The 23761-nt window shown below is 50.3% G+C and carries 20 protein-coding genes; 10 read left to right on the top strand and 10 right to left on the bottom strand.

The genetic code is table 11. The annotated features are described in order from the left end of the window. The first annotated feature begins 4 nt into the window (after positions 1–4). The 5 genes from Q3C19_RS07495 (at position 5) to Q3C19_RS07475 (ending at position 2723) form a co-directional block, all read left to right on the top strand. A complete protein-coding gene (locus Q3C19_RS07495) occupies positions 5–577 on the top strand; it encodes a hypothetical protein (RefSeq protein WP_302728300.1) in 573 nt (190 codons plus the stop codon). Positions 578–863: 286 nt separating this feature from the next. Beyond that, positions 864–1259, top strand: a complete 396-nt coding sequence (locus Q3C19_RS07490) for a hypothetical protein (protein ID WP_302728298.1) — start codon at positions 864–866, stop codon at positions 1257–1259. 281 nt (positions 1260–1540) lie between these two features. Continuing rightward, positions 1541–1711: a hypothetical protein gene (locus Q3C19_RS07485; RefSeq protein ID WP_277122901.1), complete on the top strand. Its 171-nt coding sequence runs from the start codon at positions 1541–1543 to the stop codon at positions 1709–1711. Between the two features lie 171 nt (positions 1712–1882). After that, on the top strand, positions 1883–2458 hold the full coding sequence (locus tag Q3C19_RS07480; RefSeq protein WP_302728295.1) for a hypothetical protein: 576 nt from the start codon (positions 1883–1885) through the stop codon (positions 2456–2458). Between the two features lie 4 nt (positions 2459–2462). Continuing rightward, positions 2463–2723, top strand: coding sequence for a hypothetical protein (locus Q3C19_RS07475; protein WP_277122897.1), 261 nt, complete (start codon positions 2463–2465; stop codon positions 2721–2723). Between the two features lie 111 nt (positions 2724–2834). Here Q3C19_RS07475 and Q3C19_RS07470 read toward each other — a convergent pair whose 3' ends face one another. Next, positions 2835–3731: a hypothetical protein gene (locus Q3C19_RS07470; RefSeq protein ID WP_302728292.1), complete on the bottom strand. Its 897-nt coding sequence runs from the start codon at positions 3729–3731 to the stop codon at positions 2835–2837. Positions 3732–4210: 479 nt separating this feature from the next. Then, on the bottom strand, positions 4211–5584 hold the full coding sequence (gene miaB, locus Q3C19_RS07465; protein ID WP_302728290.1) for a tRNA (N6-isopentenyl adenosine(37)-C2)-methylthiotransferase MiaB: 1374 nt from the start codon (positions 5582–5584) through the stop codon (positions 4211–4213). Positions 5585–6008: 424 nt separating this feature from the next. Between miaB and Q3C19_RS07460 the strand changes: the two genes are divergently transcribed. Together Q3C19_RS07460 and Q3C19_RS07455 are read left to right on the top strand one after the other, a co-directional pair. After that, a complete protein-coding gene (locus tag Q3C19_RS07460) occupies positions 6009–6446 on the top strand; it encodes a hypothetical protein (protein ID WP_071148564.1) in 438 nt (145 codons plus the stop codon). Positions 6447–6599: 153 nt separating this feature from the next. Continuing rightward, positions 6600–8093: an acetyl-CoA hydrolase/transferase family protein gene (locus Q3C19_RS07455; RefSeq protein WP_302728288.1), complete on the top strand. Its 1494-nt coding sequence runs from the start codon at positions 6600–6602 to the stop codon at positions 8091–8093. Between the two features lie 181 nt (positions 8094–8274). Here the strand turns inward: Q3C19_RS07455 and Q3C19_RS07450 are convergent, their stop codons facing one another. The 3 genes from Q3C19_RS07450 to Q3C19_RS07440 form a co-directional block, all read right to left on the bottom strand. Then, entirely contained in the window at positions 8275–9636 is a 1362-nt protein-coding gene (locus Q3C19_RS07450) for a TolC family protein (protein WP_022162604.1), read from the bottom strand. A gap of 31 nt (positions 9637–9667) precedes the next feature. Then, entirely contained in the window at positions 9668–12859 is a 3192-nt protein-coding gene (locus Q3C19_RS07445) for an efflux RND transporter permease subunit (protein ID WP_302728285.1), read from the bottom strand. Positions 12860–12951: 92 nt separating this feature from the next. Beyond that, entirely contained in the window at positions 12952–14061 is a 1110-nt protein-coding gene (locus tag Q3C19_RS07440; protein WP_277120978.1) for an efflux RND transporter periplasmic adaptor subunit, read from the bottom strand. Between the two features lie 300 nt (positions 14062–14361). Here Q3C19_RS07440 and Q3C19_RS07435 point away from each other — a divergent pair, with 300 nt between their 5' ends. After that, positions 14362–15324 (top strand): AraC family transcriptional regulator, encoded by a 963-nt coding sequence (locus Q3C19_RS07435; RefSeq protein WP_302728283.1) that lies wholly within the window; start codon positions 14362–14364, stop codon positions 15322–15324. Here Q3C19_RS07435 and dacB read toward each other — a convergent pair. The 4 genes from dacB to Q3C19_RS07415 all read right to left on the bottom strand — a co-directional run bounded on the left by dacB (position 15279) and on the right by Q3C19_RS07415 (position 19936). Further along, positions 15279–16757: a D-alanyl-D-alanine carboxypeptidase/D-alanyl-D-alanine-endopeptidase gene (gene dacB, locus Q3C19_RS07430; RefSeq protein ID WP_302728281.1), complete on the bottom strand. Its 1479-nt coding sequence runs from the start codon at positions 16755–16757 to the stop codon at positions 15279–15281. The two genes, Q3C19_RS07435 and dacB, sit on opposite strands and share 46 nt — an antisense overlap. Positions 16758–17073: 316 nt before the next feature. Next, the gene (gene lpdA / locus Q3C19_RS07425) at positions 17074–18429 is read right to left on the bottom strand and encodes a dihydrolipoyl dehydrogenase (protein WP_302728279.1); all 1356 of its coding nucleotides are present in this window, start codon (positions 18427–18429) and stop codon (positions 17074–17076) included. Positions 18430–18504: 75 nt separating this feature from the next. Then, positions 18505–18876: a DUF4907 domain-containing protein gene (locus Q3C19_RS07420; protein ID WP_235817023.1), complete on the bottom strand. Its 372-nt coding sequence runs from the start codon at positions 18874–18876 to the stop codon at positions 18505–18507. After that, entirely contained in the window at positions 18869–19936 is a 1068-nt protein-coding gene (locus Q3C19_RS07415; RefSeq protein WP_302728277.1) for a kelch repeat-containing protein, read from the bottom strand. The genes Q3C19_RS07420 and Q3C19_RS07415 overlap by 8 nt, the downstream gene beginning before the upstream one ends. A 293-nt stretch (positions 19937–20229) precedes the next feature. Between Q3C19_RS07415 and Q3C19_RS07410 the strand changes: the two genes are divergently transcribed. Together Q3C19_RS07410 and Q3C19_RS07405 are read left to right on the top strand one after the other, a co-directional pair. Beyond that, positions 20230–21546 (top strand): DUF4270 family protein, encoded by a 1317-nt coding sequence (locus tag Q3C19_RS07410; protein ID WP_302728276.1) that lies wholly within the window; start codon positions 20230–20232, stop codon positions 21544–21546. A 5-nt stretch (positions 21547–21551) separates the two neighbouring features. Then, a complete protein-coding gene (locus Q3C19_RS07405) occupies positions 21552–22766 on the top strand; it encodes a hypothetical protein (RefSeq protein WP_368045229.1) in 1215 nt (404 codons plus the stop codon). Between the two features lie 221 nt (positions 22767–22987). Here the strand turns inward: Q3C19_RS07405 and Q3C19_RS07400 are convergent, their stop codons facing one another. Continuing rightward, complete coding sequence (locus Q3C19_RS07400; protein WP_071148227.1) at positions 22988–23737, bottom strand: LytTR family DNA-binding domain-containing protein; 750 nt, start codon at positions 23735–23737, stop codon at positions 22988–22990. Positions 23738–23761: the final 24 nt, after the last annotated feature.

The raw sequence follows: 23761 nt of genomic DNA, 5'->3' as shown, positions 1-23761 counted from the left end.
TATCATGAATCTGGAAGAAATGCAACAAGCGTGGAAGGAACTCAACGAACGGGTCACACGCAACGAAATTCTGCACCGCGAAGAAGTGAAAAGAATACTGAACACACGACGGGAAAACAGCCTGGAACGGCTGACACGCTTGGAAAAGATGGGACTGGCGATGGTATTGGTCGTCTGCATCGTATTCGCGTCTGCCTGGATTGCCCAGCCCGGTTTCCACATCGTGCCCGGTATTACAGGAGCCGTATTGATCTTATACGGTCTTCTTGCACAAATCTTCAGCCTGAACAAACTGAGCAAAATCAGACGGGAAACCAATCTGGAAAACCAGGTACGCCACATCCTGCAATACAAGAGCCGTTATAACCGTATGCTGCTGACAGGCTATCCGCTCGTCGCCCTGTTCTTCATCTGCTTCCTCTGCTACTACGGCACACGGTCCAACATCCTCTTCATGTCGCTGTTACTGGCTGCCTGTATCATAGCCGACTACTTTACCTTCCACTACACGCACGACCGGGTAAAAGAGATGATGAGTGCCAACCGTGAACTCAAGCAGATAGAGGAAGAAGGTTAAGGAAGAAGAAAACGTATTGATATGCTTAACAAACCTATAGCAGCCTTAAAACGTGTTAGAAAAAACGCATTCTCCGGCCAGAAATTTGCAGATTTCAAGAAAGGCCGTACCTTTGCAATGTGTTTTTCATAGTATTAGATTTAAGGTTAACAAAGGTTGGAGTACAGCGGTACTCCTTTTTTTATACCCGTACCCCAACCCTGTTAACCTTTACCCTTTCATCCTACAGACAACACCTGCAAACCCTCTGCTACGGCAGCGGTGCATAAAAACCCAACATAGGCTTATGATAAAGCAAGACTACCTGATACGCATGATACAGGAAATCATCTCGATGATTGTAGATACCCTGCTCCACCGGAAAAGAATCCGTGAGAAGGACTGGGAAGAATACGACCACCTGACCCGACAGATACTGGGCACCGACACCCGCGACCTGCTGAACACCACTGCCGAAGAGCTGACGGCACGCTATGCCGACACGCCCGACGGAATGAATAAGTTGGAGCTGGCCGCCGTCAGCATGTTGAAGCTATCCGAAGAAGTAGAGAAAGACAACCTGCTGCTAAAGTCGCGACTGCGCCAGGAAGGCGCACAGCTGCTGAAATACATCCAGCAAAACAGCGGCAACTACTCGCTTCAGCGCGAGTTCCTCATCCAACTGCTGCAAACCAATCCGTAACCTGAAAGCCTAAGCGGATGGTCCAAATACTTAACAAATCTGTAACAGATTTAAAACGTGTTATAAAACAGCACTTTCCGGTCGGGAAATTTGCAGATTCCGGAAAAGACCGTACCTTTGCAACGTGTTTTTCATAGTATTAGATTTAAGGTTAACAAAGGTTGGAGTACAGCGGTACTCCTTTTTTTATGTCCGTACGCGAAGTCGCCATTAGGCGTAACACTTCGCAGAAACGTAACAACATACAAAGTAAACATCAAACCCATAATCATACGAATGACATGAAAACATCAGCAAGACTATTCCTGTCGTGCACAGCCTTATTGCTGTCGGCACACCTCGAAGCACAAACGTTCACCCACATCAGCAGCAGCGAAGGCAACACATGGCAACAAGCCAAAGTACGAATGCAATCCTCGCCCCGACAGACACCCTGTTTGATGTGGAAGTGACGTTACGACTTGATGAATAGACAGAGATAAACCCAAAAATCACATATAGTAACAATGTATAAAACATTATAAAATGTTAATTATTTAATAAATTGTGCGATATTTTGGTGTAAATAAACAATTAAACCTTTATTAGCGTAAATGATATGTTTAACCAATTAAAGATTACTTATGAAAGTACTAAAAATTTTCTTGTCAATTTGTTTTGTTTGTTGTTTAAGCTGCTCTAACAATACTGAATATTTAGCAGAAAAACATGAAAATCTTGCTTTAAAGAGCAATATTACAGCCAAAGAGTATAAAGCCTTATTAGAAATGGTAGCTTCTAATTTGGAATATTCCACCAGAAGTACTGGTTCTGTTGAAATGACAGAAAATGAAGCCAGAAAATTATTAATACCTTTCATAGAGGATGGAAAACAAATACAGCATTCATTGATTGATTTCATAGACAAAGATTTTAGCGAAGATTGGCATAACATGACTGAAACGGATTTAATAACACTCTCCTTTTTAGTCTGCTCTATTAATCAGAATAGCACTGAGACAAAAGCTGTATCAAGCAACCAAATCTTTGCCTGTTTGGGTGTTGCAACAGGGCTGGCAGCTATAAAAGACATTGGCATAGGAGGTCTTGTTAATGCGAAAATGGCATTGCAAGTTATCAAAGCTGTTGGAAAAAGATATTTAGGTTATATCGGCGTTGCACTTATGATTGCTGATTTTGCAACTTGTATTGGGGAATAACATTATGAAATACGAAGAAGATATCAGCATCATCAAACTGCTTTGTTTTGCCCTGTATGGTTTCGGTGAACTCCTGCAAAAAGAGATGCTATCCGTTGTGGGACTTTTCGGGGCTATAGCTGCATTTATATGGAGTACCATCATTTTTTGTAAATATTGGAGATTTAAGAGTGAAAAGGAAAAGAAGTTATTAGTCCAAAGTATGCATTCTTTTGTCTTTTGCATTCTCTATTTTGTCCTTTTCTACTTTTCATTTAACCGCTAACCCAAGGGTATCAGCCTGTAGCATTCGATGTTCATTTTCGGCTACCTAATACAAAGACTCGACTTCACCATGTTCACTCCAAAATCAACTGACACCTGTGCCCGCCACGGCTTACCGCATGGGCAGCGACGGACGTGGCGGGAGTATCGTAGGCCCGTCACTTCTTCTTTTGCTGTCGAAGACGGCTGTACGGAGAATTTCGTACAAGATGCCGCCTACGTCGAGTCCCAACGTGAACTTGTCGAACTTGTAATAAGGGATGGCCACAGGCACCGTCTGCCAACCTCCGCGCATGGAGTCGTAGTAACGCTGCACACCTACCTCCATGCCGAAGCGGTCGGTCATGTCAATCACCATGGTGGCACCGTAACTGTTCGTGCCCATACCGTACGAATTGCCCATCACATACGAGCCGAAGGCACGGAAGGCCAGGCGGTCGGAAACCTGATATTTCAGCATGCCCGACGTGTTGAACATCTGACGGCTGAGGTGCGACATCGTCATCTTCATGGCATTCATCTGGATCTGGAAGTCCAGCCGGTCGCTTAACTTCCGTCCGTAGCCTATCGAAGCCTCGTTCAGCCGACCGATGCCGGGCAGTGAAGTCTGACTGCCTGCCCCCATCAGATAGCCCCTGCCGAGGCGTGTCATCACGCCACCGGTGCTGTAGTCGCCCCGGTAGAGCGGCGAAGGATGGGTGTAGTAAGGAATGACGGGCATCGCATCGAGCGAGAAGCGGGGTGTCGGCTCGGGCACTTCGGGCACGCTGAACCGTTGCTGCGAAGGCAGATCCGGAGCAGCCTTCACCAGCTCCATCAGGTCGGGAGCCACGATTTTAGGGGTATTTACCGAGGGGACATACGGCAGTTCGCCGTTCCCCATATCCAGGCGAAGCGTGTCGCGGGGCGCATCCTCCGCCCCAGCCTGTGCCCACACGTCGTGTGGGAGCAACGCCGCCAACAGGCTGCATACCATCACTTTCAGACAGACTCTCCGTACGATGTACATATCCTCCTCCTTTCTTGTTTCGGACAGCCCGGACCACTACCAGCCACCTCCGGCGCCGGCGGGCGAAGACACCACTGCCGCAGCGCGTCGGGAGAAAGGCTTCCGTCGCAGGCTCTACTTACAAAAGTAGCAAAATTCCCGTTTCCCTCATGCTGACGGAAACGATTTTATACATTATTCAACCTTTGCCTGCACAGGCACGGCATATTCTACAAAAGTTAAGAGAAAAGAACGCACAACGGCGCTCTGCAAGGAATATTCTTAATCAGGAAACAGCCCTCATCCGATTCCGTAACTTCTTGAATATAAGTACTGTTAGGTCCTGTCTATCTCAGTATACGACTGAGGGTACCTAAGTATACGACTGAGGGGGTCTAAGTATACGACCGAGGGTGCCTCAGTATACGACTGTGATAGGCTCCCCCGGTCGGTATGGATATGTTATAAAGAAAAATAACTGCCTGCGAAGCAGTGGGACGTCAGGCTGACACCTCTTCGCCCTTCAGCGTGGCCGAGCTGGCTTCGGTGATTCGCACACGCACGAAGTCGCCTACGCGGTGTGTGCCGCGGTCGAACACCACTACCCTGTTCTGTTCCGTCCGTCCGAACAGCTGGTCGCGGCTGCGCTTGCTCACTCCCTCGACCAGCACCTCGAAGGTCTGCCCCACGCAACGTGCGTTGGCCTCGGCCGAAAGACGGTTCTGCAAAGCGATGATTTCATTCAGACGGCGTATTTTCACCTCCTCGGGAACGTCGTCGGGCAAGTGCTTGCTGGCATAGGTGCCCGGGCGTTCGCTGTACTTGAACATGAAGGCCGCATCGTAGGCGCACTCCTCCATCAGCGACAGCGATTGCCGGTGGTCTTCCTCGGTCTCACTGGAGAAGCCCGAGAAGATGTCGGTCGAAAGTCCGCAGCCGGGGATGATGCGGCGGATGGCTGCTACACGCTCCAGATACCACTCACGGTCGTACTTGCGGTTCATCAGCTTCAGAATGCGGCTGCTTCCGCTCTGCACGGGCAGGTGGATGTGCTTGCAGACGTTGGGCATGTCGGCAATGACGTGCAGTGTCTCGTCGCTCATGTCCTTGGGGTGCGACGTAGTAAAGCGCACACGCATGCCCGGAGCAGCTTCGGCCACCTGGCGCAGCAGCATCGGGAAAGTCACTACCTCTCCGTCGGCGCGCTCAAAACGGTACGAATTGACGTTCTGCCCCAGCAGGGTCACTTCCTTGTAGCCTTTCTGCTGCAGGTCGGCCACCTCGCGCAAGATGCTTTCCACATCGCGGCTGCGTTCGCGGCCTCGCGTATAGGGGACTATGCAGTAAGTACAGAAGTTATTGCATCCGCGCATGATGGACACAAAACCTGAAATGTGATTGCCGCAGATGCGCGAAGGCACGATATCGCGGTAGGTCTCCGTGGTAGACAGTTCCACGTTGATGGCTTTCTCGCCCGCCTCTACCGCCGCAATCAGGTCGGGCAAGGTCAGGTAGGCATCGGGGCCTGCCACCAGGTCCACATGATGGTTGGCAATAAGGTCTTCCTTCACCCGCTCGGCCATACAGCCCAGCACGCCCACAATGAGCCCGCGATGCTTCTTCCGCATCGAGTGGAAGAACTCCAGGCGGTTCAGAATCTTCTGCTCGGCATTATCGCGCACCGAACAAGTATTCAAAAACACGGCATCGGCCTCGTCCAGCGTCTCGGCCATCGTATATCCGGCCATTTTCATAATCGACGCAACCAGTTCACTGTCTGCCACATTCATCTGGCAGCCGTACGTTTCGATGAACAATTTCTTATTGTCACCGGCAGTTGCAGATTTTAAGTCTGCTCCCGTTTGATTTTCCATTATTCCTAAAGTTTATTGATTTCGGGGACAAAGATAATGAAAGGACAGTGCCGGGGAAAATGAAAACAATGTTTTCTGAAGTAACACATCCAACGTGCGCGCCCACACCACAGATAAACCGAAAAACAAACGCCATTTTTGGCCTAAAACGGCTTAAACGAAAAGAAAATGCAACAGAAATAGCCTGTTTGACAGTGATTCTACTAATTAATGTTAACGTAAAAAGCTTTTTCTGACTGTTAATTTGGTAAAAAAAGAATTATTTTACATTTTTGTGCAATGAAAGAAACATTAGATTTTTTCATAGTTAAGGTTTAGGTTAAAAAAATTAAGGGGAGCTGTGAAGCTGCCCTTTTTTATTGCCCAAATGTTAGGGGCTATCAGATTAATTAACTACCTTTGGCGGTGAAAAACAAGCATGCGTATGGAAGATATCTTCAAGTTTCTGTTGGTGGCAGGAATCATCGTGGTCGGAATCATCAAGCAGTTCAGGAAGGAAGCCCAAAGTACCGAAGCTCCTCCCAGTGATGAACATGGCATGCCCCTACCCCACGAAGCCAATCCGCTTCCCGAAAACTGGGGAGGAGAAACCTATGGCGGATACATTCCCGAAGGTCCCAAACCAGCCGAACAGCTCCATACCCCGAAAAAGCAACAGAAGACTTCCAGACCCGAACCTTTCATTCCGCGAAGAGACCGGCAGACATCATCGCACCGGATCAGCCCGACTTCGCAACCGACCGCCCCTCCGGCCCCTGCCGGGCAAGAAACAGACCACGCTGCAACCGACTTCGACCTGCAGTCGATAGAGGAAGTACGGCGAGGCATCCTTTGGGCAGAAATACTGAACAGGAAATACTGAAACCTGCTGTCGGTACATAAGCATTCGGTTCCTTCGCTTTTACGTTTGCAAGTTGGCAAGTTATTACCTTTCTTCAACTGAACGGCTAAAAGACTCACGAACGGACAGACTTGACCCTGAAATCTTTAACATCAAAAATATAAAAGAACAATTATGGCATTTAATTACATTTCAGCAGAAGAAGCTGCAAGCCTCATCAAACATGGCTACAACATTGGTCTGAGCGGATTTACCCCCGCAGGAACTGCCAAAGCCGTTACACATGCTTTGGCTGCCATCGCAGAAGACGAACATGCAAAGGGAAATCCTTTCCAGATCGGTATCTTCACCGGAGCCTCTACAGGTGATGCCTGCGACGGTATCCTGTCGCGTGCCAAAGCCATCCGCTACCGTGCTCCCTACACCACCAACCCCGACTTCCGCAAAGCCGTAAACAACGGTGAGATTGCCTACAACGACATCCACCTTTCGCAAATGGCACAGGAACTGCGCTATGGCTTCATGGGCAAAGTAAACGTAGCCATCATCGAAGCCTGCGAGCTGACCGAAGACGGTAAAATCTATCTGACTGCTGCCGGTGGTATCGCTCCTACCGTATGCCGCTTGGCCGACATGATCATCGTCGAGCTGAACGCTGCACACAGCAAGGCAGCTATGGGCCTGCACGACGTGTACGAACCCCTTGATCCGCCTTACCGCCGCGAAATACCCATTACCAAGCCCAACGACCGCATCGGCTTGCCCTACATCCAGGTAGATCCGAAGAAGATTGTAGGCGTAGTAGAGACCAATTGGCCAGACGAAGCACGTTCGTTTGCTGCTGCCGACCCCGTAACCGACAAGATCGGACAGAACGTTGCCGACTTCCTGGTACACGACATGAGACGTGGCATCATTCCGCAAAGCTTCCTGCCGCTGCAGAGTGGTGTAGGTAACATTGCCAACGCCGTACTCGGCGCACTGGGACGCGACACCACAATCCCCGCCTTCGACGTATATACCGAAGTTATCCAGAACTCCGTGATCGGCCTGATCCGCGACGGCCGCGTGAAGTTTGCTTCAGGCTGTTCGCTCACCGTTACCAACGACTGTCTGAACGGTGTATATCAGGACATGGACTTCTTCCGCGACAAACTGGTACTCCGTCCGTCGGAAATCTCCAACAGCCCCGAAGTTATCCGTCGTCTTGGCGTTATCTCTATCAATACTGCCATCGAAGCCGACATCTACGGTAATGTAAACTCTACCCACATCGGCGGAACGAAGATGATGAACGGTATTGGCGGCAGCGGCGACTTCACACGCAATGCCTACATCTCTATCTTCACCTGCCCGTCTGTAGCCAAGGAAGGCAAGATCAGCGCTATCGTTCCGATGGTATCGCACGCCGACCACAGCGAACACGACGTCAACATCATCGTTACCGAGCAAGGTGTGGCCGACCTCCGCGGCAAGAGCCCGAAGGAACGTGCACAGACTATCATCGAGAACTGTGTTCACCCCGACTACAAGAACATCATGTGGGATTACCTGAAACTGACCGACGGCAAGTCACAGACTCCGCACGCCATCCGTGCTGCCCTGGGTATGCACGCCGAGTTGGCTAAGAGTGGCGACATGCGCAACGTTGACTGGTCACAGTATTAACAGACATTCTCCAACGGGACATAACCTGTTGATAAGCGAATAAACGACAAGGGATAAAGAAGTGGATGCTACGAAATCCATCTTCTTTATCCCTTGTTTCTATATAAAAAGCCATCCCTGGAAATCACTTCCCGGGATGGCTCGTCTTCTTATAAAAAAGAGTATAAAGAGAGATTAGTATTTATTCCTGTCCTCCACCCAATGCGCAATAAAGACTGATTACACTCTGTATTTCGCTGAAGCGGTTGGCGGTCTGCGTAAGTTGGGCACTCAGCAGGTTCTGTTTGGCCGTAAGCACATCCAGGTAAGTCGTAGTGCCATGCTCCATAAGCAAGGAAGTACTCTTCACGGCTTTCTGCAACGAAGCTACCTGCTTGTCCAGCAACAGGCTCTTGTCGCGGCTGGTCTGCCAAGCCGTCAGTGCGTCGTTCACTTCGCTGCCTGCATTCAGCAGAGTCTGCTGGAAAGAAAGGGCGGCTTCTTCCTGTTGCGCCTTGCTGATCTTAAGCTGTCCCAACAGCTGTCCGCGTGCAAAGAGCGGCTGGGTGAGCGAACCTACGGCCGAAGCCAAGAACTTGGCAGGATTAATAATCATGGATCCGGCCGAGTTGGTCCAGCCTGCACTGCCACTCAACGTAATGGAGGGATAGAAAGCCGAGCGTGCCGCATTGGTGGCATAGAAGGCCGACTCCAACGACCGTTCGGCCATACGTACGTCGGGCCGATTGGCAAGCATCTGCATGGGGATACCTACAGATAACTCATCGGGCATCTGCACGCCAGCCAGTGTACCACGTTCGTAGGAACGGGGTGTCTCGGCCAGCAACAATGCAAAGCTGTTTTCTGCCTGGTTGATTTGCTCTTTCAGGTCGAGCACAGATGCCTGTACCTCGTAACAGGCGGCTTCCATCTGCGATACGGCAGCCTCGTTGGCCTGTCCTGCATTCATCAGGGCACGGGTAGAGCGAACGGTTTCTTCCCACGACCGGGCCATATCCTGCGCACAGGCAAGCTGGTCGTCGAGCATCAGCAACGTATAATAGGTATTGGCTATACCGGCAATAAGCTGTGTACGTACAGCCTGCTTATAATCCTTACTTTGGGCATAAAGAGCCTGTGCCTGCCGTTTGCTGTTACGCATCTTACCGAAAATATCCAGTTCCCAACTGGCAGTAACGGGCAGCGAATAGGTCTGTGTAGCTTTTCCGCCATCGAAGCTGCTTACCGTCCCCTGAGGAGCCAATGCAAACGAGGGCAGGAATGCAAGCTTGGAGGAAAGCAAGGTAGCCTCGGCCTCCTCGATACGAAGCTGTGCGGACAGATAATCGGTATTGTTCTGCAAACCTTGTTCGATATAGGCCTGCAGCTGCGGATCGGTAAAAAGCTCGTGCCAGTCCATGCTGCCGAGACTGGTAGTGTCTTCAGTGCTGAACTCTTCCCCATAAAGGTTGTCGGGCACGCTTTCGGCCGGCTTATATTTGGTATATATGCCGCAGCTGCTCAGCAGAGCAGCGGCGGTTGACAATAAAATAAGTTTCTTCATATTAGTTGATGGATTAATTTTTTAAGAATGATTATTTCTCCTCATTAAACCCACTACGTTCTGCCAGGCTTCTTTCGCGCTCCAATTGCACCTGAGCATCGGCTTCCAGTTCCTGGTGCGGACGAATCTTCTCCTGCATATATTCGAAGATAATGTAGAATACCGGCACAACGAACAACAATGCAAGGGTTCCGATCAGCATACCACCCACGACGGTAGTACCCAATGACGAGTTACCGTTGGCACCCGCACCACTGGAGAACATCAGCGGAAGCATACCGAATATCATGGTAAGCACCGTCATCAGGATAGGACGGAAACGTACCTGTGCAGCTGCATAGGCCGACTCAATAATACCCATGCCCTTGCGCCGACGCTCGATGGCAAACTCCGTAATCAGGATGGCTGTCTTGGCTAACAGACCGATCAGCATAATCATACCTGTCTGCATATAGATGTTGTTCTCCAGTCCGAAGAGCTTGGCAAACAAGAACGATCCGAACATACCGAACGGCACAGAGAGGATAACGGCAAACGGTACCAGGAAGCTCTCGTAAAGACAGGCCAGAATCAGGTAAATCAGGAAGACACAAATACTGTAGATAAACACTGTCTGGAACTGGCTGGTATTGGCCTCCTCACGCGAAATGCCACCGTACTCGTAACTGTAGCCCGAAGGCAACATCTGTTCGGCCACTTCGGCAATCGCTTTCTGTACCTCACCGGTAGAATACCCTTCGGCCACATTCACGTTGACAGAGATAGAGCTGAACAGGTTGAAACGGTTCTTGATTTCGGCACCTTCGGTCTTGCTCAACGTAACGAACTGGCTGAGAGGAGCCATCTCCGTACCGTTGCGCACAAACATATTGCTCAGATCCATCTGGTCCAAACGATATCTTGGATCGGCCTGAAGCATCACGCGGTACATCTTGCCAAACTTATTGTAGTTGGACACATACGAACCACCGCAATAGCTACCCAATACGCTCAGTACTTCGTTGGGTGAAATGCCGGCACGCATACACTTGGCAGCGTCTACATCTACCGAAATCTGCGGGAAGTTCTCGGCATAGGTCGTATAAGCCATTGCCACCTCCGGACGTTGGTTCAGCGCACCGAGATATTGCAGCACAGCGTGATAGAAAGTGGTCATGTCGCCACCCGTCTTGTCCTGCATGTTCAATTCTACCGAGTTACCCATACCGTAGCCCGGAATCATAGGCGTCTGGAAGCAGAATATCTGTGCATCCTTTATCTGGGCAAACTGAGCATTGAGGCGACCCATCACGGCTTCTGCCGAATGTTCACTGCCACTACGTTCGCTCCAGTCTTTCAGACGAATGATAATCATACCATACGACGTACCCTGTCCAGAAAGGAAACCGTAACCGGCTACACGCTGGAAGTGGGCTACTTCGGGAGTATTGGTCAGAATGGCATCTACTTTATCCAGCACCTGAGTGGTCTCCTTCAGTGTGCTACCCGGAGCAGTGCTGACATTGGCCATGATGGTACCCTGGTCTTCCTGCGGTACAAGTCCTGTTTTGGTGGTGTTCATAAAGAATACCAGCAGCACAACAGCAGCAACCAGAGCTGCCCAACACATCCAACGATGATGGATGGCAAACATCACACCTTTCTTATATTTGCCCAACAAAGCGGTATAAGAAGCATTGTAAGCGGCACGAACACGACCATTAATACTCTTGGCACTCTTGGTACCCGATGCCGGACGCATCAGCAAGGCGCACAATGCCGGACACAGTGTCAGGGCACATATCATGGAGAGACCTACGGAAGTAGCCATAGTAATACCGAACTGTGTGTAGAAAACACCGGACGTACCACCCATAAAAGTCACAGGGATAAACACGGCCATGAACACACAAGTACAAGAAATGATAGCCATCGTCACATCGCCCATCGCATCTTTGGTAGCAAGGTAAGGCGACTTGTAGCCAGAGTCGAACTTCTCCTGTACCGCCTCAACCACCACGATAGCATCATCCACCACCGTACCGATGGCCAACACCAACGCAAACATGGTCAGAATGTTCAGACTGAATCCTGCGGCAATCAGGCAGGCAAACGTACCTACCAGAGAAACGATGATAGATATAGAAGGAATAAGCGTACTCTTGAAATCCTGCAGAAAGAAGTATACCACCAGGATAACCAGAATAATGGCAATAACTAACGTCTCTACAATACTGTAAATCGAAGCATACAGGAAGTCATTAGAACTCATCAGATTGACAAACTCCAATCCTTCGGGCAGATCTTTCGACAACTCATCGAGCAAAGCCGAGATTTCGGCATTCACGGCAGTAGCGTTCGATCCTGCTGTCTGGAAGGCCATGAAGGCAATGGCTGTCTTACCGTCCATCTCGCCTTGGTAACTATAGCTCAATGCACCCAGCTCTACTTCGGCCACATCCTTCAGACGAAGAACAGAACCGTCTTCCTGTGCACGTACGACGATGTTCTCAAAGTCAGATACTTCTTTCAGACGGCCACGATACTTCATGGTGAGCTGGTATACATTATCCGAATTCTCGCCCAATGAGCCCGTAGGTGCCTCCAGGTTCTGCATAGCCAATACTGCACTGATGTCCGAAGGTACCAGCCCATACTGCGCCATTCGGTCAGGTTTCATCCAGATACGGATACTGTAAGGGGCGTTCATCGCCATCACGTCGCCCACACCGGCAATACGCTTGATCTGGGGTACAACATTGATGTCAAGGTAGTTTCCGATAAATGCCTGGTCGTAACGCCCGTTGGTGCAGACCAGTGAATTGATTTGCAGAAAGCTGGTCTGACGTTTCTGCGTGGTCACACCGATTTGTGTTACCTCGGCAGGCAACAATCCTTGTGCCTGCGTCACACGGTTCTGCACGTTCACTGCCGCCATATCGGGGTCGGTACCTTGCTTGAAGTAGACCTGTATGGTAGCTGAACCGTTATTGGTAGCCGTCGAGGTCATGTAAATCATGTTTTCCACACCGTTGATACTCTCCTCCAACGGCATGATAACGCCGTTCATCACGGCATCTGCATCGGCACCCGTATAAGTGGCTGATACGTATACTGTAGGTGGTGCAATATCAGGATATTGTTCCACAGGCAACGTGAACAGCGAAATCAGGCCGATAGCAAAAATAAGGACGGAGATGGAGATGGCCATCACCGGCCGTTTAATGAATATGTTTCCTTTCATAATGTTCGTTGTTTATGGGAGTCAAGAAGTTCGGGAACTGTTCCTTTCAACTCCTTCAGCTCCTGCAGGTTTTGCCGAAAGCAAAACTTAGGTTATTTTATCTGCATTCCCTCTCTCAACAATCCGGCTCCTTTCGCCACGATTTCCTCGCCCGGCTTCAGGCCGTCCATTACTACAAATTCGCGACCGTTGTTTATCGGTGCTACCGAAACCAGTGTAGAAGCGGCCTTTCCGTCCACTACCTTATACACCAGATATTTGTCCTGCATCTGTACGGCTGCTCCCTGCGGGATGACAATACAATCCTTGTAGACACTGGGAATAGACACACTGCCGGAGGCTCCACTGTGCAGCAGACGTGATTCGTTTGGGAAAACGGCACGTGCAATGACCGTACCCGTCTGGCGGTCGATGACACCACTGATGGATTCGATTTTTCCTTTCTCGGCATATACGGAGTTATCGTTCAGGGTCAGTGTTACTTCGGGCATGTTCTTCAGTGCCTCGTCCATCGAACCGTACTGACGGGTGAGGGAGAGCAGCTGATTTTCGGTCATGGAGAAATAGACGTACATCGTGCTATTGTCGCTCACCGTAGTAAGAGGTTGTGCCATGGCCGAGCTGACCAATGCACCTACACGATAAGGCAAAGCACCCACAACGCCGTTGCTGGGACTCTTTACTTCGGTATATGAGAGGTTATTACGGGCATTCACTTCCTGTGCCTCGGCCTGTGCCAGTTGTGCCTTGGCAGTGAGATAATTGTTCTGAGCCGTCTTCAGACTGAACTCTGATACGACTTTCTGCGCATACAGTTCCTTCTGGCTACCATAGTTCAGCTCGGCTGTAGCCAAAGAGGCACGGGCTGTCGCTACATTGGCCTCGGCCGTCTTCAGGGCTGCTTTATAAGGAACCTGATCGATAATGAAAAGTAACTGACCTTGACGCACGGCTTCACCTTCGGTCACGCAGAGCCGTACAATCGTACCCGATACTTGCGGATAGATGTCAATGTCCTGCCGTCCGCGGATAGTGGCGGAATAGGAGGTGGAAAGTTCTTTATCGGCGGTAGCCACCGTCATAGTCTCGTAAGAAGAAGATTGCATAGCGGCATTTGGTGCCTGCTTGCACGATACCAATCCCAAAAACGTACAACCGACAATTGTCATCAGTCGTATCTGTTTACTTTGTACCTTTTTCATATTCAATTTGTTTGTTTAGAAATTGGCGCAAAGATAGACGAATAGAACAATCCGGATGTTATCTATATGCCTGAATGGATGTTCCATATTTTCCACGAATAGGCATATTTTCTTAAAAAATATTACATAAAGAACAAAAGAACAACTTTTATGAGAAATAGAACAGTCCATATTTCCCAATATTCTACACCTTTGCAGCGGAAGAAAAGAACACATCTGCCAGCGCAGTGTCCGGCTGAATCCAGAACATCAGCCTGACTACTAAAACAAAAAACGGAACTTAAATAATCCATATAGAATATGTATACGAAAGAAGAAACGATTATTGCAGTAGACATTGACGACTTCAAAAAATACAAAGAAGAAATGCAAGGAGAATATGTAGACTACGTAGATGACAACGTCATTGTGGCACGGAACATAGACAACCTGCCCTACTCCAACCGGATGATAAGACTGAACCTGTTCATCATCGTAACCTGCATCGAGGGAAAAATGCAGCTAACCGTCAACGGAAAGGATTATCAGCTGCAGGAAGGAGAAACATTTATATGCCTCCCCACCATGATTGTAAGTAATATGCTGCTCAGCCCCCAGCACAAGGTCGGCATGATAGGCTTCTCTACCAAATTTCTGCAGCAGACCATAAAGCGGGGAAGAGCGACCGAAAAGGCGCTGTATTACATCTATAAAAACCCCGTCTTTGCCAAAGCATCGGAAGAAAAGACCAAAAACAGCCGTACTTTCAGCCAGTACTCCCAATTGATTATGGACAAAATAGGCGACACCTCGCATCCCTACCGGCAGGAAATTCTGGGACACCTCTTTTCGGCTCTGCTCCACGAAATGCAGGCAGGCATCCAGAAACATTCCGACACAATCGAAGAAACGGGAATTAAAGCCGACCGCAGTAAACGGATTTTCAGGCAGTTCATGAAGGAAGTGTCGGAAGACGGCGGAATACACCGCTCCGTGAGCCACTATGCCGACCGGTTGTGCTACTCGCCCAAATACATCTCCAGCGCTATCAAAGAGGTCAGCGGACGCACACCTACGGAGTGGATCAACGAATACGCCATCGAACAGATAAAATATCAGCTGAGACAATCGGACATGTCTGTCAAGGAGATTGCCGAGATGTTCAACTTCCCCAACCAGTCATTCTTCGGCAAGTACGTGAAAGCGCATGTAGGCATGTCGCCCGCCCGCTACCGTGCTTATTCGAACGGTAAGGAACAAAGCGACTCGCAGACCGCATCCTGAAAGGCCCGTGCCTGACGTGCCGAAAGCGCGTTCTGCGTCATGATGGCGAAGGCCACCCAGTGTCCGCCTTTCGTCTTCAGATAGCCAGCCAGCGCATTGATGCCGGTATACGAGCCTGTCTTGGCATGTACCTGCCGGAAGGCCGGTGTGCCGTATCCCATGCGGTACTTCAACGTACCGTCCATGCCACTTACAGGCAGGGCCTTGTAGAGCGGGGCAAAGATGTCGGTGCGCGAATAGGCGTAGCGCAACATGGCCACCAACAGCTCGGGCGACAGATAGTCGTAGTGCGAAAGGCCGCAACCGTCGGCCAGTCTGTATCGGGAAGGATTCAGCCCGATTTTCCGAATCAGTGCCCGCATGGCGTCCAGCCCGTCGTCGGCAGAAACGCGTTTCTTGCCCGTGGCCAGCACGCCTGCACGGCACAACATGGCTTCGGCGTTCAGGTTATCGCTCTCTTTCAGCATTACGTTGAGCACAGTCTGCATGGGTGTTTCGTGCCGTGCCAGTCTTACGGCCAGTGAATCGTGCGGCAGTTCGCCGAAACTGTAGGCCGACGCAATGGCTTCGCGGGTGCTGTCAGCAACGGACATGCAGCGGATGCCCGCTTCCTGCAGGCGCTCCACAAAGACGTGCATGAACATGCGGCCCGAATCGAACAGGTTGAGCGACCGAGTTACTGCGGACTGCACATTGCCACGCAGGCTGACGCTGTTGCCGTTCTCCAACCAGTTGCGATCGACCTGCAAGGGACCTGCGGCAGAGGTACGGCTGCGTGTCCGGTTGTCCAAAGTATAATAGGTGGAAGTCGGACTGCATTCGACTCGTGCCGCCAAGCCGCGTTCGGCAGGACGCAGCGTGACTTGCAGCACACCTTTGTTGAGCATCAGCGGCGAAAGGTAGGGCTGAAAGGTGGAAGGAGTGTCGTCCCACAACCAGCCCGTTCCCCAATAGAGCGAATCTTTCATCGATACATCGCCCACAATGCGTCCGTCCAGCACACGGATGCCTCGCTTTGTCAGTCCGCCAATCAGCTCCTTCAGGTCGGTTTCGTCCAGTTCGGGGTCGAAACCGCCTACGACGTACAGGTCGCCCTTCAGCGTATCGCCCACGATGCGCCCACGGGTCCACAGTTCGGTGCGGAAAGGTTCGTCGATGCCCTGCTGCGACAGGGCCGTGATGGCCGTCATCACTTTCATGGTCGAAGCCGGGCGCGACAGCTTGTCGGCCTGATATTCGTAGAGCATACGTCCGGCAGTAAGGTCGTAAATGCAAAGACCGGCATGGGCACCGGCGGGCAACTCATACTTCAACAAGGTATCGATGCGCGAGGCAAGCGTCGCCACACTGTCGGCCTGCTGTGCAGAGGCACGGTGCGCAAACAGCCAAGAAAACAAAAGCAGGCAACACGCCTGCAGGATAATCCGCTTCATAGTCATCTGTGATATTCAGTGAAGCAAATGAAGCAAAAAGCCGACGAATACGCAAGCGGAAGCAGAGCTTTTTTGCGGCACAGGCCGGAGTTTCGAGGAAAAAAGGCTGGAGTTTCGGAAGAAAACGCCTGGAGTTTTCGTAGAAAACCCGCCGGGTTTTATGGGAAAATGCCTGGGGTTTCGGGAGCAAACGGCCGGGGTTTTATACAGGGGAAAAAGGGGTTGTGAGAAACACTTGCACGGCTCGCGTAGAACACAAGTACGGCTCGCGAGCCGTGCAAGTGTGGTTCACGAGCCGTACAAGTGTCTCTCAAACTCACAGTGCCTCGCGGAAAATCTCGCCTACTGTGGGATGCGGGAAAACAATCTTTTTCCACTCTGCCACAGTCAGTTTCAGTTCTATCGCCATACCTGCCAGGGTGATGATTTCGCTGGCCGGGTTGCCCAGCACGTGTGCGCCCAGAATGGTGTCATCGTCGGCAATCAACAGCTTGCATACTCCGTTGACACCTTCGTTTTCGGCCACAAAACGACCACTGTAAGCCATCGGCAACTTGACCACACGACACGCGATGCCTTTCCGTTGCAGCGACTCTTCCGTCTCGCCCACGCCGGCTATCTCGGGATTCGTATATACCACACCGGGGATGGCACGGTAGCTCATCGCATCTTCCCTGCCGGCAATGTGGTTGACTGCTACCTCGGCTTCGCGCACGGCAGTATGTGCCAGCAGCGAGAAACCTGTCAGGTCGCCACAGACGTATACGCCCGCCAGGGATGTCTGCATGTGTTCGTCCACCACGATGCTGCCCCGTTCGGTCTTCTGCAGTTCCAGATTTTCCAGTCCGAAACCTTTCGTCACCGGACGACGGCCCACACTCATCAGCAACCGCTCAGCCACAACCGAACCCGCGCCCTCAGCGTTCTCGTAATTCACCTGCACCTGTCCGCTGCCGTCTTCGGCCATTGCCAGCGAAACGACCTTCGTACTAAGCATGAACTTCACGCCACGCTTGGCGTACTCGGCACGCAGGAGGGCCGAAAGTTCCTTATCCATGCCTCCCAGAATCTCGTCCATCATTTCGACAACCGTCACCTGCACGCCCAGACTGTTGAAGAACGAAGCGAACTCCATGCCGATAACTCCACCGCCGATAATGGTCAGCGACTGGGGCAACTCCTTGTTGTCGAGCGCATCGCGATGCGTCCAATAGGGCACGGTGTCGACTCCCGCAATGGGCGGAATGAAGGTCTCCGAACCGGTGCAAAGCAGCAGGTTGTCGCATTCGTACACCTCTTCGCCACAACGCACGTGGTTCTTGTCCACCACTTCGGCCGCGCCGGTCACTATCTTCACACCGTGGGCGGTCAGTTTTCCCTTCACACCCAGCACCAGCTTGCGCACCACTTTCTGCTTGCGGGCAATGATTTTAGGCAAGTCGAACCCGACGTTCTCTGCCGAAACGGCATACTTCGCCGCATGGCGTGCGCCGTCGTACGTCTTGGCCGAATACAGCAATGTCTTGGTTGGGATACAGCCTTCGTTCAGACAGACGCCTCCAAGGCTGTTTTTCTCGAAAAGTACCACACTCATTCCTGCCTTTCCGGCAGCTTCGGCAGCCGTATATCCCGCAGGACCTCCGCCGATAATGGCAATTTGATATTTATCCATGGCATTTTAACGTTTTAAGATATTTGCTCGCAAGATACAACAAGTATTTCAAATACGGGCAGCATAGCCACAGATTTATTTGTTGCGCGCCTGTTTCAGGGCCTCTTTCACCTCGTCGGGAGTGACCGAAGGCGATTCTCCATCAAACAGTTTCCGGCAAACCAGTTTCCCTACCTGCATGGCATCGCGGCGGGTGTCAAACGCCTTTCCTCCGCCAATGGCCGGTATGCGGGTCTGGCGAATCAGCGTATCTTCGCCACACAGAATCGCATAACCATACCCTCCATTTACTTCCAACGTCAGGCAACGCAACTCGTTCTCCCCGGTCGGGCGCGAACCACCCATACAGCAAGAAAGGTATGCTGCCATTACAGACAACATACCCGTCTTCACAATAAACGTCAGCTTCACACGATACATTTCTTTTTCCTTCTTTGCATTATACATCTTCCTGCTCGTCGGGCAACAGTTCGTACACGTCGTCAAAGTAGCTGCCTCCCGACTGTCCGGTCAGTACAAAGCCCCGTTTTCCGTTCGAGAACGATACCGCTCCGTCGCGTGAAGAGGCTCCCGAATAGTTATTGTGCACGTCGGTCAGCGGCGTAAAGTCGTCATCCGAGTCGCCGTACCACAAATCCTGGTCTGGGTCGTACTTCCAATAGTCGGCTGTCACACCGCTCCGGTAGCCGGTCGCAATGTAAGCATAACCGTCGATGACGAAAGACACTGTGCTATAACGGGCAATGGCGTAATCGTCGTCATAGTCTTCGTCGCTGTTCGTATTGGCAATGTCGCGCAATTGCGTCCAGGTAGTTCCGTCAAACTTCCAGAAGTCGCTCAGATTGGTACTGTTGTCCGTACCGCAACACACGTAAGCCACATCGTCGATGACGAAAGCCGTACCATAGGCACGCTTTTCGGGTCCTCCACCGTTACCGGCATCTTTCGTCCACTGCGAGCCGGCTGCCGCATTGGGATCGAAACGATAGAAGTCCTTGTAACTGCCCTGTGTGTCTTCGTTGTAGCCCGTACCTACATAAGCATATCCACCTATCACAAATGCCAAGGCACCGTCGCGCGGACCTCCTTTATAATCGTCTTTCTGCGTCCACGAGTCCGAAACCGGATCATACTCCCACGTATCGGCCACATAGTTCGAGTAGCTTCCGTCTTTCACCGAGCCTGTAGTCACATATCCCTTCCCGTTCAGTGCAAAACCCGTAGCATACTTGCGGCCTACGGTCGGCATGTTGGCCAGCTGTTCCCAGTTGTTGTTATTCATGTCGTACACCCAGAGGTCATTCATATATTCTTTATTTGCTCCACGAAAACCTCCACACAAGTATCCCTTCTCGTCGATGGTGAAGCTGCAGGCATAGGTACGCGGTTCGGCCTCGAAGCCTGATCGCTTCATCCATTGTCCCTGCGTGTACTCGTCATCGTCCGTACAGCTGCTTCCGGCCAGCAGGACCAGCGGCAGCATCATTCCCAATAATAATCGATTCATATACATATAAAACTGTTTGTTTAATGATTTAATTCATGTTCCGTAAGCTGTTTGCCCAGCAATCGAGGGAAAGGAACTCGCGAATTATCCTTTTTTCCCCGTCTGTATTGCGTGGCGAAAATAGACCATGCTCCGGATGTATGCAAAAAGAACCGACCAACAGGGGTCAATATCCGATAAACGCCCTTCAGGCAGCTGTCCGAAGCGTTTAACGGCAAAAATGGCCCAACCGCCGATTTTGATAGGAGCATGCCCTACTTTTCCTTTGCAGAAAAAAATGAAAACGGAACACTATGAGAAAACTATTGTATAGCCTGCTTGCGGCCATCATCGTCTGCTACGCCTGCCAAGACAATAACTCCAGTTTAGGGAGCAGTCTGGTAGAAAGCTCATTCTACAACATATTCACCAACAGTTGCACGGTAGACCTGAGCACCATTCTGCTGGACTCCATCGAAACGCGCGAAGACACCATCTGCCAATTCGGCTACTATCAGGACATCCTGTGGGGCGAAGTGTCAGCCACTTACTGTGCCGAATACTCGAAAAACTCCTTCAGCACCTCCAGCGGGCACGATTACCAGTTCGACTCACTGGTGTTGCGCATGATTCCCAGCGGACACTATTGGGGCGATACGCTGACGCCCCAGTACATATCAGTCTACCGGCTGAAATCACCCATCGTGCTCGACAATGACGAAGACTTGTACAATACCACCATCATGGCTACGGAAGATGCCCCACTGACTCGCTTCAGCTATCTGCCGCAACCCGGCCGTCAACGCGAAGTAACGGTACGCCTGCCCGACGCAATGGGCCAACAATTGTTCAACGACATCCTCACCGAGAACGATTATCTCAACTCACAGGAAAACTTTAAGAAGACGTTTCCCGGTCTTGCTCTTGTAGCCGATCTTGACGGCAGCTGCATCACCGGCTTTCTGGTGAACGACTCTTCGATGAGCATCAACCTGCACTACCGCGATATCTCCAACCAAACTACCGAAAGCAAACTGACCTTCAGCGTCAATAGCGAATATGCATATACCGGCGTTCGCCACAACACCACAAACACTTCACTCGACAGCATCAGCGGAGGTATCGGAAATCTGGTTCATGCCAGCAGTATGGGCTACCGTGCCTATCTGCAAGGACTGACAGGTTACTACAATCAAATCGAGTTTCCCGACCTGAACGAACTGCAAAGCGCAGGAGAAATAGTTTCGATAGAAAGTGCTACCCTCTACCTGTATCCTTTGGCACACTCGTACAATGAAGTCAGTCAGCTCCCCGAAGAACTGCGACTTTACATCACCGACGAAAACAATGTTCTGGAAGATTATGTCTATGGCAGCGACGTCGTAACGGTACAGACTGGCAACCTGACCATAGACGAAATGTACGGCCGCGAAACCTATTACTCTTTTGACATGACCCAGTTCATTCGAAACAATTTCGGAACATGGGGCAACAAACGGCAAAAGTTGCTGATGAGCCTGGAAGAAGGAGAAATGGCCACTACTTTCAATCAGGTGGTATTCACCAATGCTCCCGATAAAGACAGGCAATGCAGACTTGATATCAGAATAAAAATCTATAACGAGCAATGAAACTTATGAAACACAATCATAAAAAAATCATCATACTGTCAGGCATATGCCTGTTCTTCTGCCTGTTCTGTCCGGCACAGAACACCACTAACCTGCCTACATCCATGTACGGCATCGGCGAACTGAACAACGGTGAAGGCGGACGTTATGCCGGTATGGGAAATATTGGTATCGCATTGAACCGCAACGGATTCCAGAACACCCTGAATCCCGCCGCCATCACCCACATGGACACCCTTTGCTTCACTTTTGATCTGGGCGCATCGGCTGCCTATGCACGCTATTCTTTCCTTAGCGACAACAGCTCAAGTCTGACCGGCAATCCTAACCGTTTCAGTCTGGGATTCCACGTCCTGCCCCGATGGTATGCCATGATCGGAGCATCGCCTTATAGCAGCATAGGTTATCTGATACAAACAGAAGAAGAAATAGAAGGTGATCCGGGCGCTTATACCTACTCATCATTCGAAGGTACCGGAGGATTGTACCGCTGTTACATCACCAACGCCTTTGCTCTGACACCCCAGCTGTCTGTAGGTATCAACTTGGGTATGGTACTGGGCACAGCCACACAAAGCGAAACCCAGGAAAGTGCCGTTGTACAATACGAATCCACCAAGAAAGCTTTCTACACAGACTTGGGAATCTATTACGAACTGGCCGACCATCGACAACGTACATGGTCGTTCGGACTGGTATTCGCCCCTTCCATGAAAATAAGTCACGACAACACACTGACTTACTCCAACTCGTCTACCAGCGAAAGCCTTGATAAAAGTTACCATAGTCCTACGCAATACTTGCCCATGCACATCGGCACAGGTATCTCGCTCCACAATGGACACTGGACAACTGCCATCGACTATAACTATGTAGACTGGAGCCGAAACGTATCGTCGTACACTTCGATGAAATACGAAAACCAGCATAAAGTCAACATTGGAGGTATCTACGCCACCAATCCACGCCTACCGCGATGCACCGAAATTATGGGTGGTCTGGGGTTCAGCAACTCATATATCAACCTGAAAAACGGTAAGATGTACTATCTCGAAACCAACATAGGCGTAAGTTTTCCGATACGTTATTCCTACCTGTCGTTGGGTGCCACCTGGCGTAAACAAATCAATTCGCGCAGCAACTTGATGCAAGAAAACCGCTTCAGCCTGAACCTGAATCTGACCTTCGGCGAAAAGATATCGAAATTCAAACTGAAATAAACAGATAAAAAGGAACAAATCTGCTTTATTGGAAAGAGAATAGGAAAAGAATATGTATAATGACAAAACATATTCACATCCGATAACGAATACTTCCTGCCATCATACAGAAGGTTGCCTACTATCAACCCGAAGGTCGCCTACCTTCGGGAGGAATGTCGCCTACTATCCGGACAAATATTGAAAGCCTATAAGGAGTAACTCCTAATCTACTGAATCGGTCACAGTACAGCCAATCGCGAAATGAAATGCTTCAACCGTTCACGATAAGCATCGCCAATCGGAACATCTTTCTCTTCGACTATGACCGAACTTCGCCCGATAGCATCAATGCAGCCCTTACGGACAATGAACGAGCGGTGTATGCGTATAAACTCATCCGCAGGCAGTTTTTCCTCCAGATACTTCATACTGCACAGACTGATAACCGGCTTCGAACTTCTCCGGCAGAAGATTTTGACATAATCGCCCAAACCCTCAATATAGTTAATCTCACTCAGTTCCAACCTGATAATCCGGTTATCCGACCTGACATAAATCATACGGGGCGCATCTTCGACTGCCATTTTCTGAACCACTCCTTCGGCCACCGGACTGTTCTGCAAAGCAAACCAACGTACAGCCTTATTGACTGCCTGAAAGAAAATGGAAAAATCTACCTCGCCTTCCAGATAGTCCAAAGCATCCAACCGAAAACATTCGGCTGCATACCGGCTGCTTTCTGCCACAAAAATCACACGGGTAGGCAAAGAAAGCATTCTACAAAAATCCATACCGCCAATTCCACCTTCATATTCCTGGCAGATACCGACAAAATAGACTTCTACTTTCGTTTCATAATACTCTTTCAATGCTTCCAGCGGATTAGTGTATTTACCGCGTAACGACAAAAAGGGTACTTTACCGATGTATTCCTCCAGTCTGTTAATCGTTTCTTGGTCGGCATGCAAAATCGCACAATTCAATTCCATATTCTTCAGTTTTTTTATTCTGCA

This window comes from Bacteroides sp. ET489 (genome assembly GCF_030518095.1).
Taxonomy (GTDB): Bacteria; Bacteroidota; Bacteroidia; order Bacteroidales; family Bacteroidaceae; genus Bacteroides; species Bacteroides ndongoniae.
This window is presented reverse-complemented; position numbering and strand designations above follow the sequence as displayed.

Excerpts from the sequence above, each read along its gene's own strand:
- Q3C19_RS07495 (WP_302728300.1), top strand. The coding sequence starts at position 5 with ATGAATCTGGAAGAAATGCAACAAGCGTGGAAGGAACTCAACGAACGG.
- Q3C19_RS07490 (WP_302728298.1), top strand. The coding sequence starts at position 864 with ATGATAAAGCAAGACTACCTGATACGCATGATACAGGAAATCATCTCG.
- Q3C19_RS07485 (WP_277122901.1), top strand. The coding sequence starts at position 1,541 with ATGAAAACATCAGCAAGACTATTCCTGTCGTGCACAGCCTTATTGCTG.
- Q3C19_RS07480 (WP_302728295.1), top strand. The coding sequence starts at position 1,883 with ATGAAAGTACTAAAAATTTTCTTGTCAATTTGTTTTGTTTGTTGTTTA.
- Q3C19_RS07475 (WP_277122897.1), top strand. The coding sequence starts at position 2,463 with ATGAAATACGAAGAAGATATCAGCATCATCAAACTGCTTTGTTTTGCC.
- Q3C19_RS07470 (WP_302728292.1), bottom strand. The coding sequence starts at position 3,731 with ATGTACATCGTACGGAGAGTCTGTCTGAAAGTGATGGTATGCAGCCTG.
- miaB (WP_302728290.1), bottom strand. The coding sequence starts at position 5,584 with ATGGAAAATCAAACGGGAGCAGACTTAAAATCTGCAACTGCCGGTGAC.
- Q3C19_RS07460 (WP_071148564.1), top strand. The coding sequence starts at position 6,009 with ATGGAAGATATCTTCAAGTTTCTGTTGGTGGCAGGAATCATCGTGGTC.
- Q3C19_RS07455 (WP_302728288.1), top strand. The coding sequence starts at position 6,600 with ATGGCATTTAATTACATTTCAGCAGAAGAAGCTGCAAGCCTCATCAAA.
- Q3C19_RS07450 (WP_022162604.1), bottom strand. The coding sequence starts at position 9,636 with ATGAAGAAACTTATTTTATTGTCAACCGCCGCTGCTCTGCTGAGCAGC.
- Q3C19_RS07445 (WP_302728285.1), bottom strand. The coding sequence starts at position 12,859 with ATGAAAGGAAACATATTCATTAAACGGCCGGTGATGGCCATCTCCATC.
- Q3C19_RS07440 (WP_277120978.1), bottom strand. The coding sequence starts at position 14,061 with ATGAAAAAGGTACAAAGTAAACAGATACGACTGATGACAATTGTCGGT.
- Q3C19_RS07435 (WP_302728283.1), top strand. The coding sequence starts at position 14,362 with ATGTATACGAAAGAAGAAACGATTATTGCAGTAGACATTGACGACTTC.
- dacB (WP_302728281.1), bottom strand. The coding sequence starts at position 16,757 with ATGAAGCGGATTATCCTGCAGGCGTGTTGCCTGCTTTTGTTTTCTTGG.
- lpdA (WP_302728279.1), bottom strand. The coding sequence starts at position 18,429 with ATGGATAAATATCAAATTGCCATTATCGGCGGAGGTCCTGCGGGATAT.
- Q3C19_RS07420 (WP_235817023.1), bottom strand. The coding sequence starts at position 18,876 with ATGTATAATGCAAAGAAGGAAAAAGAAATGTATCGTGTGAAGCTGACG.
- Q3C19_RS07415 (WP_302728277.1), bottom strand. The coding sequence starts at position 19,936 with ATGAATCGATTATTATTGGGAATGATGCTGCCGCTGGTCCTGCTGGCC.
- Q3C19_RS07410 (WP_302728276.1), top strand. The coding sequence starts at position 20,230 with ATGAGAAAACTATTGTATAGCCTGCTTGCGGCCATCATCGTCTGCTAC.
- Q3C19_RS07405 (WP_368045229.1), top strand. The coding sequence starts at position 21,552 with ATGAAACACAATCATAAAAAAATCATCATACTGTCAGGCATATGCCTG.
- Q3C19_RS07400 (WP_071148227.1), bottom strand. The coding sequence starts at position 23,737 with ATGGAATTGAATTGTGCGATTTTGCATGCCGACCAAGAAACGATTAAC.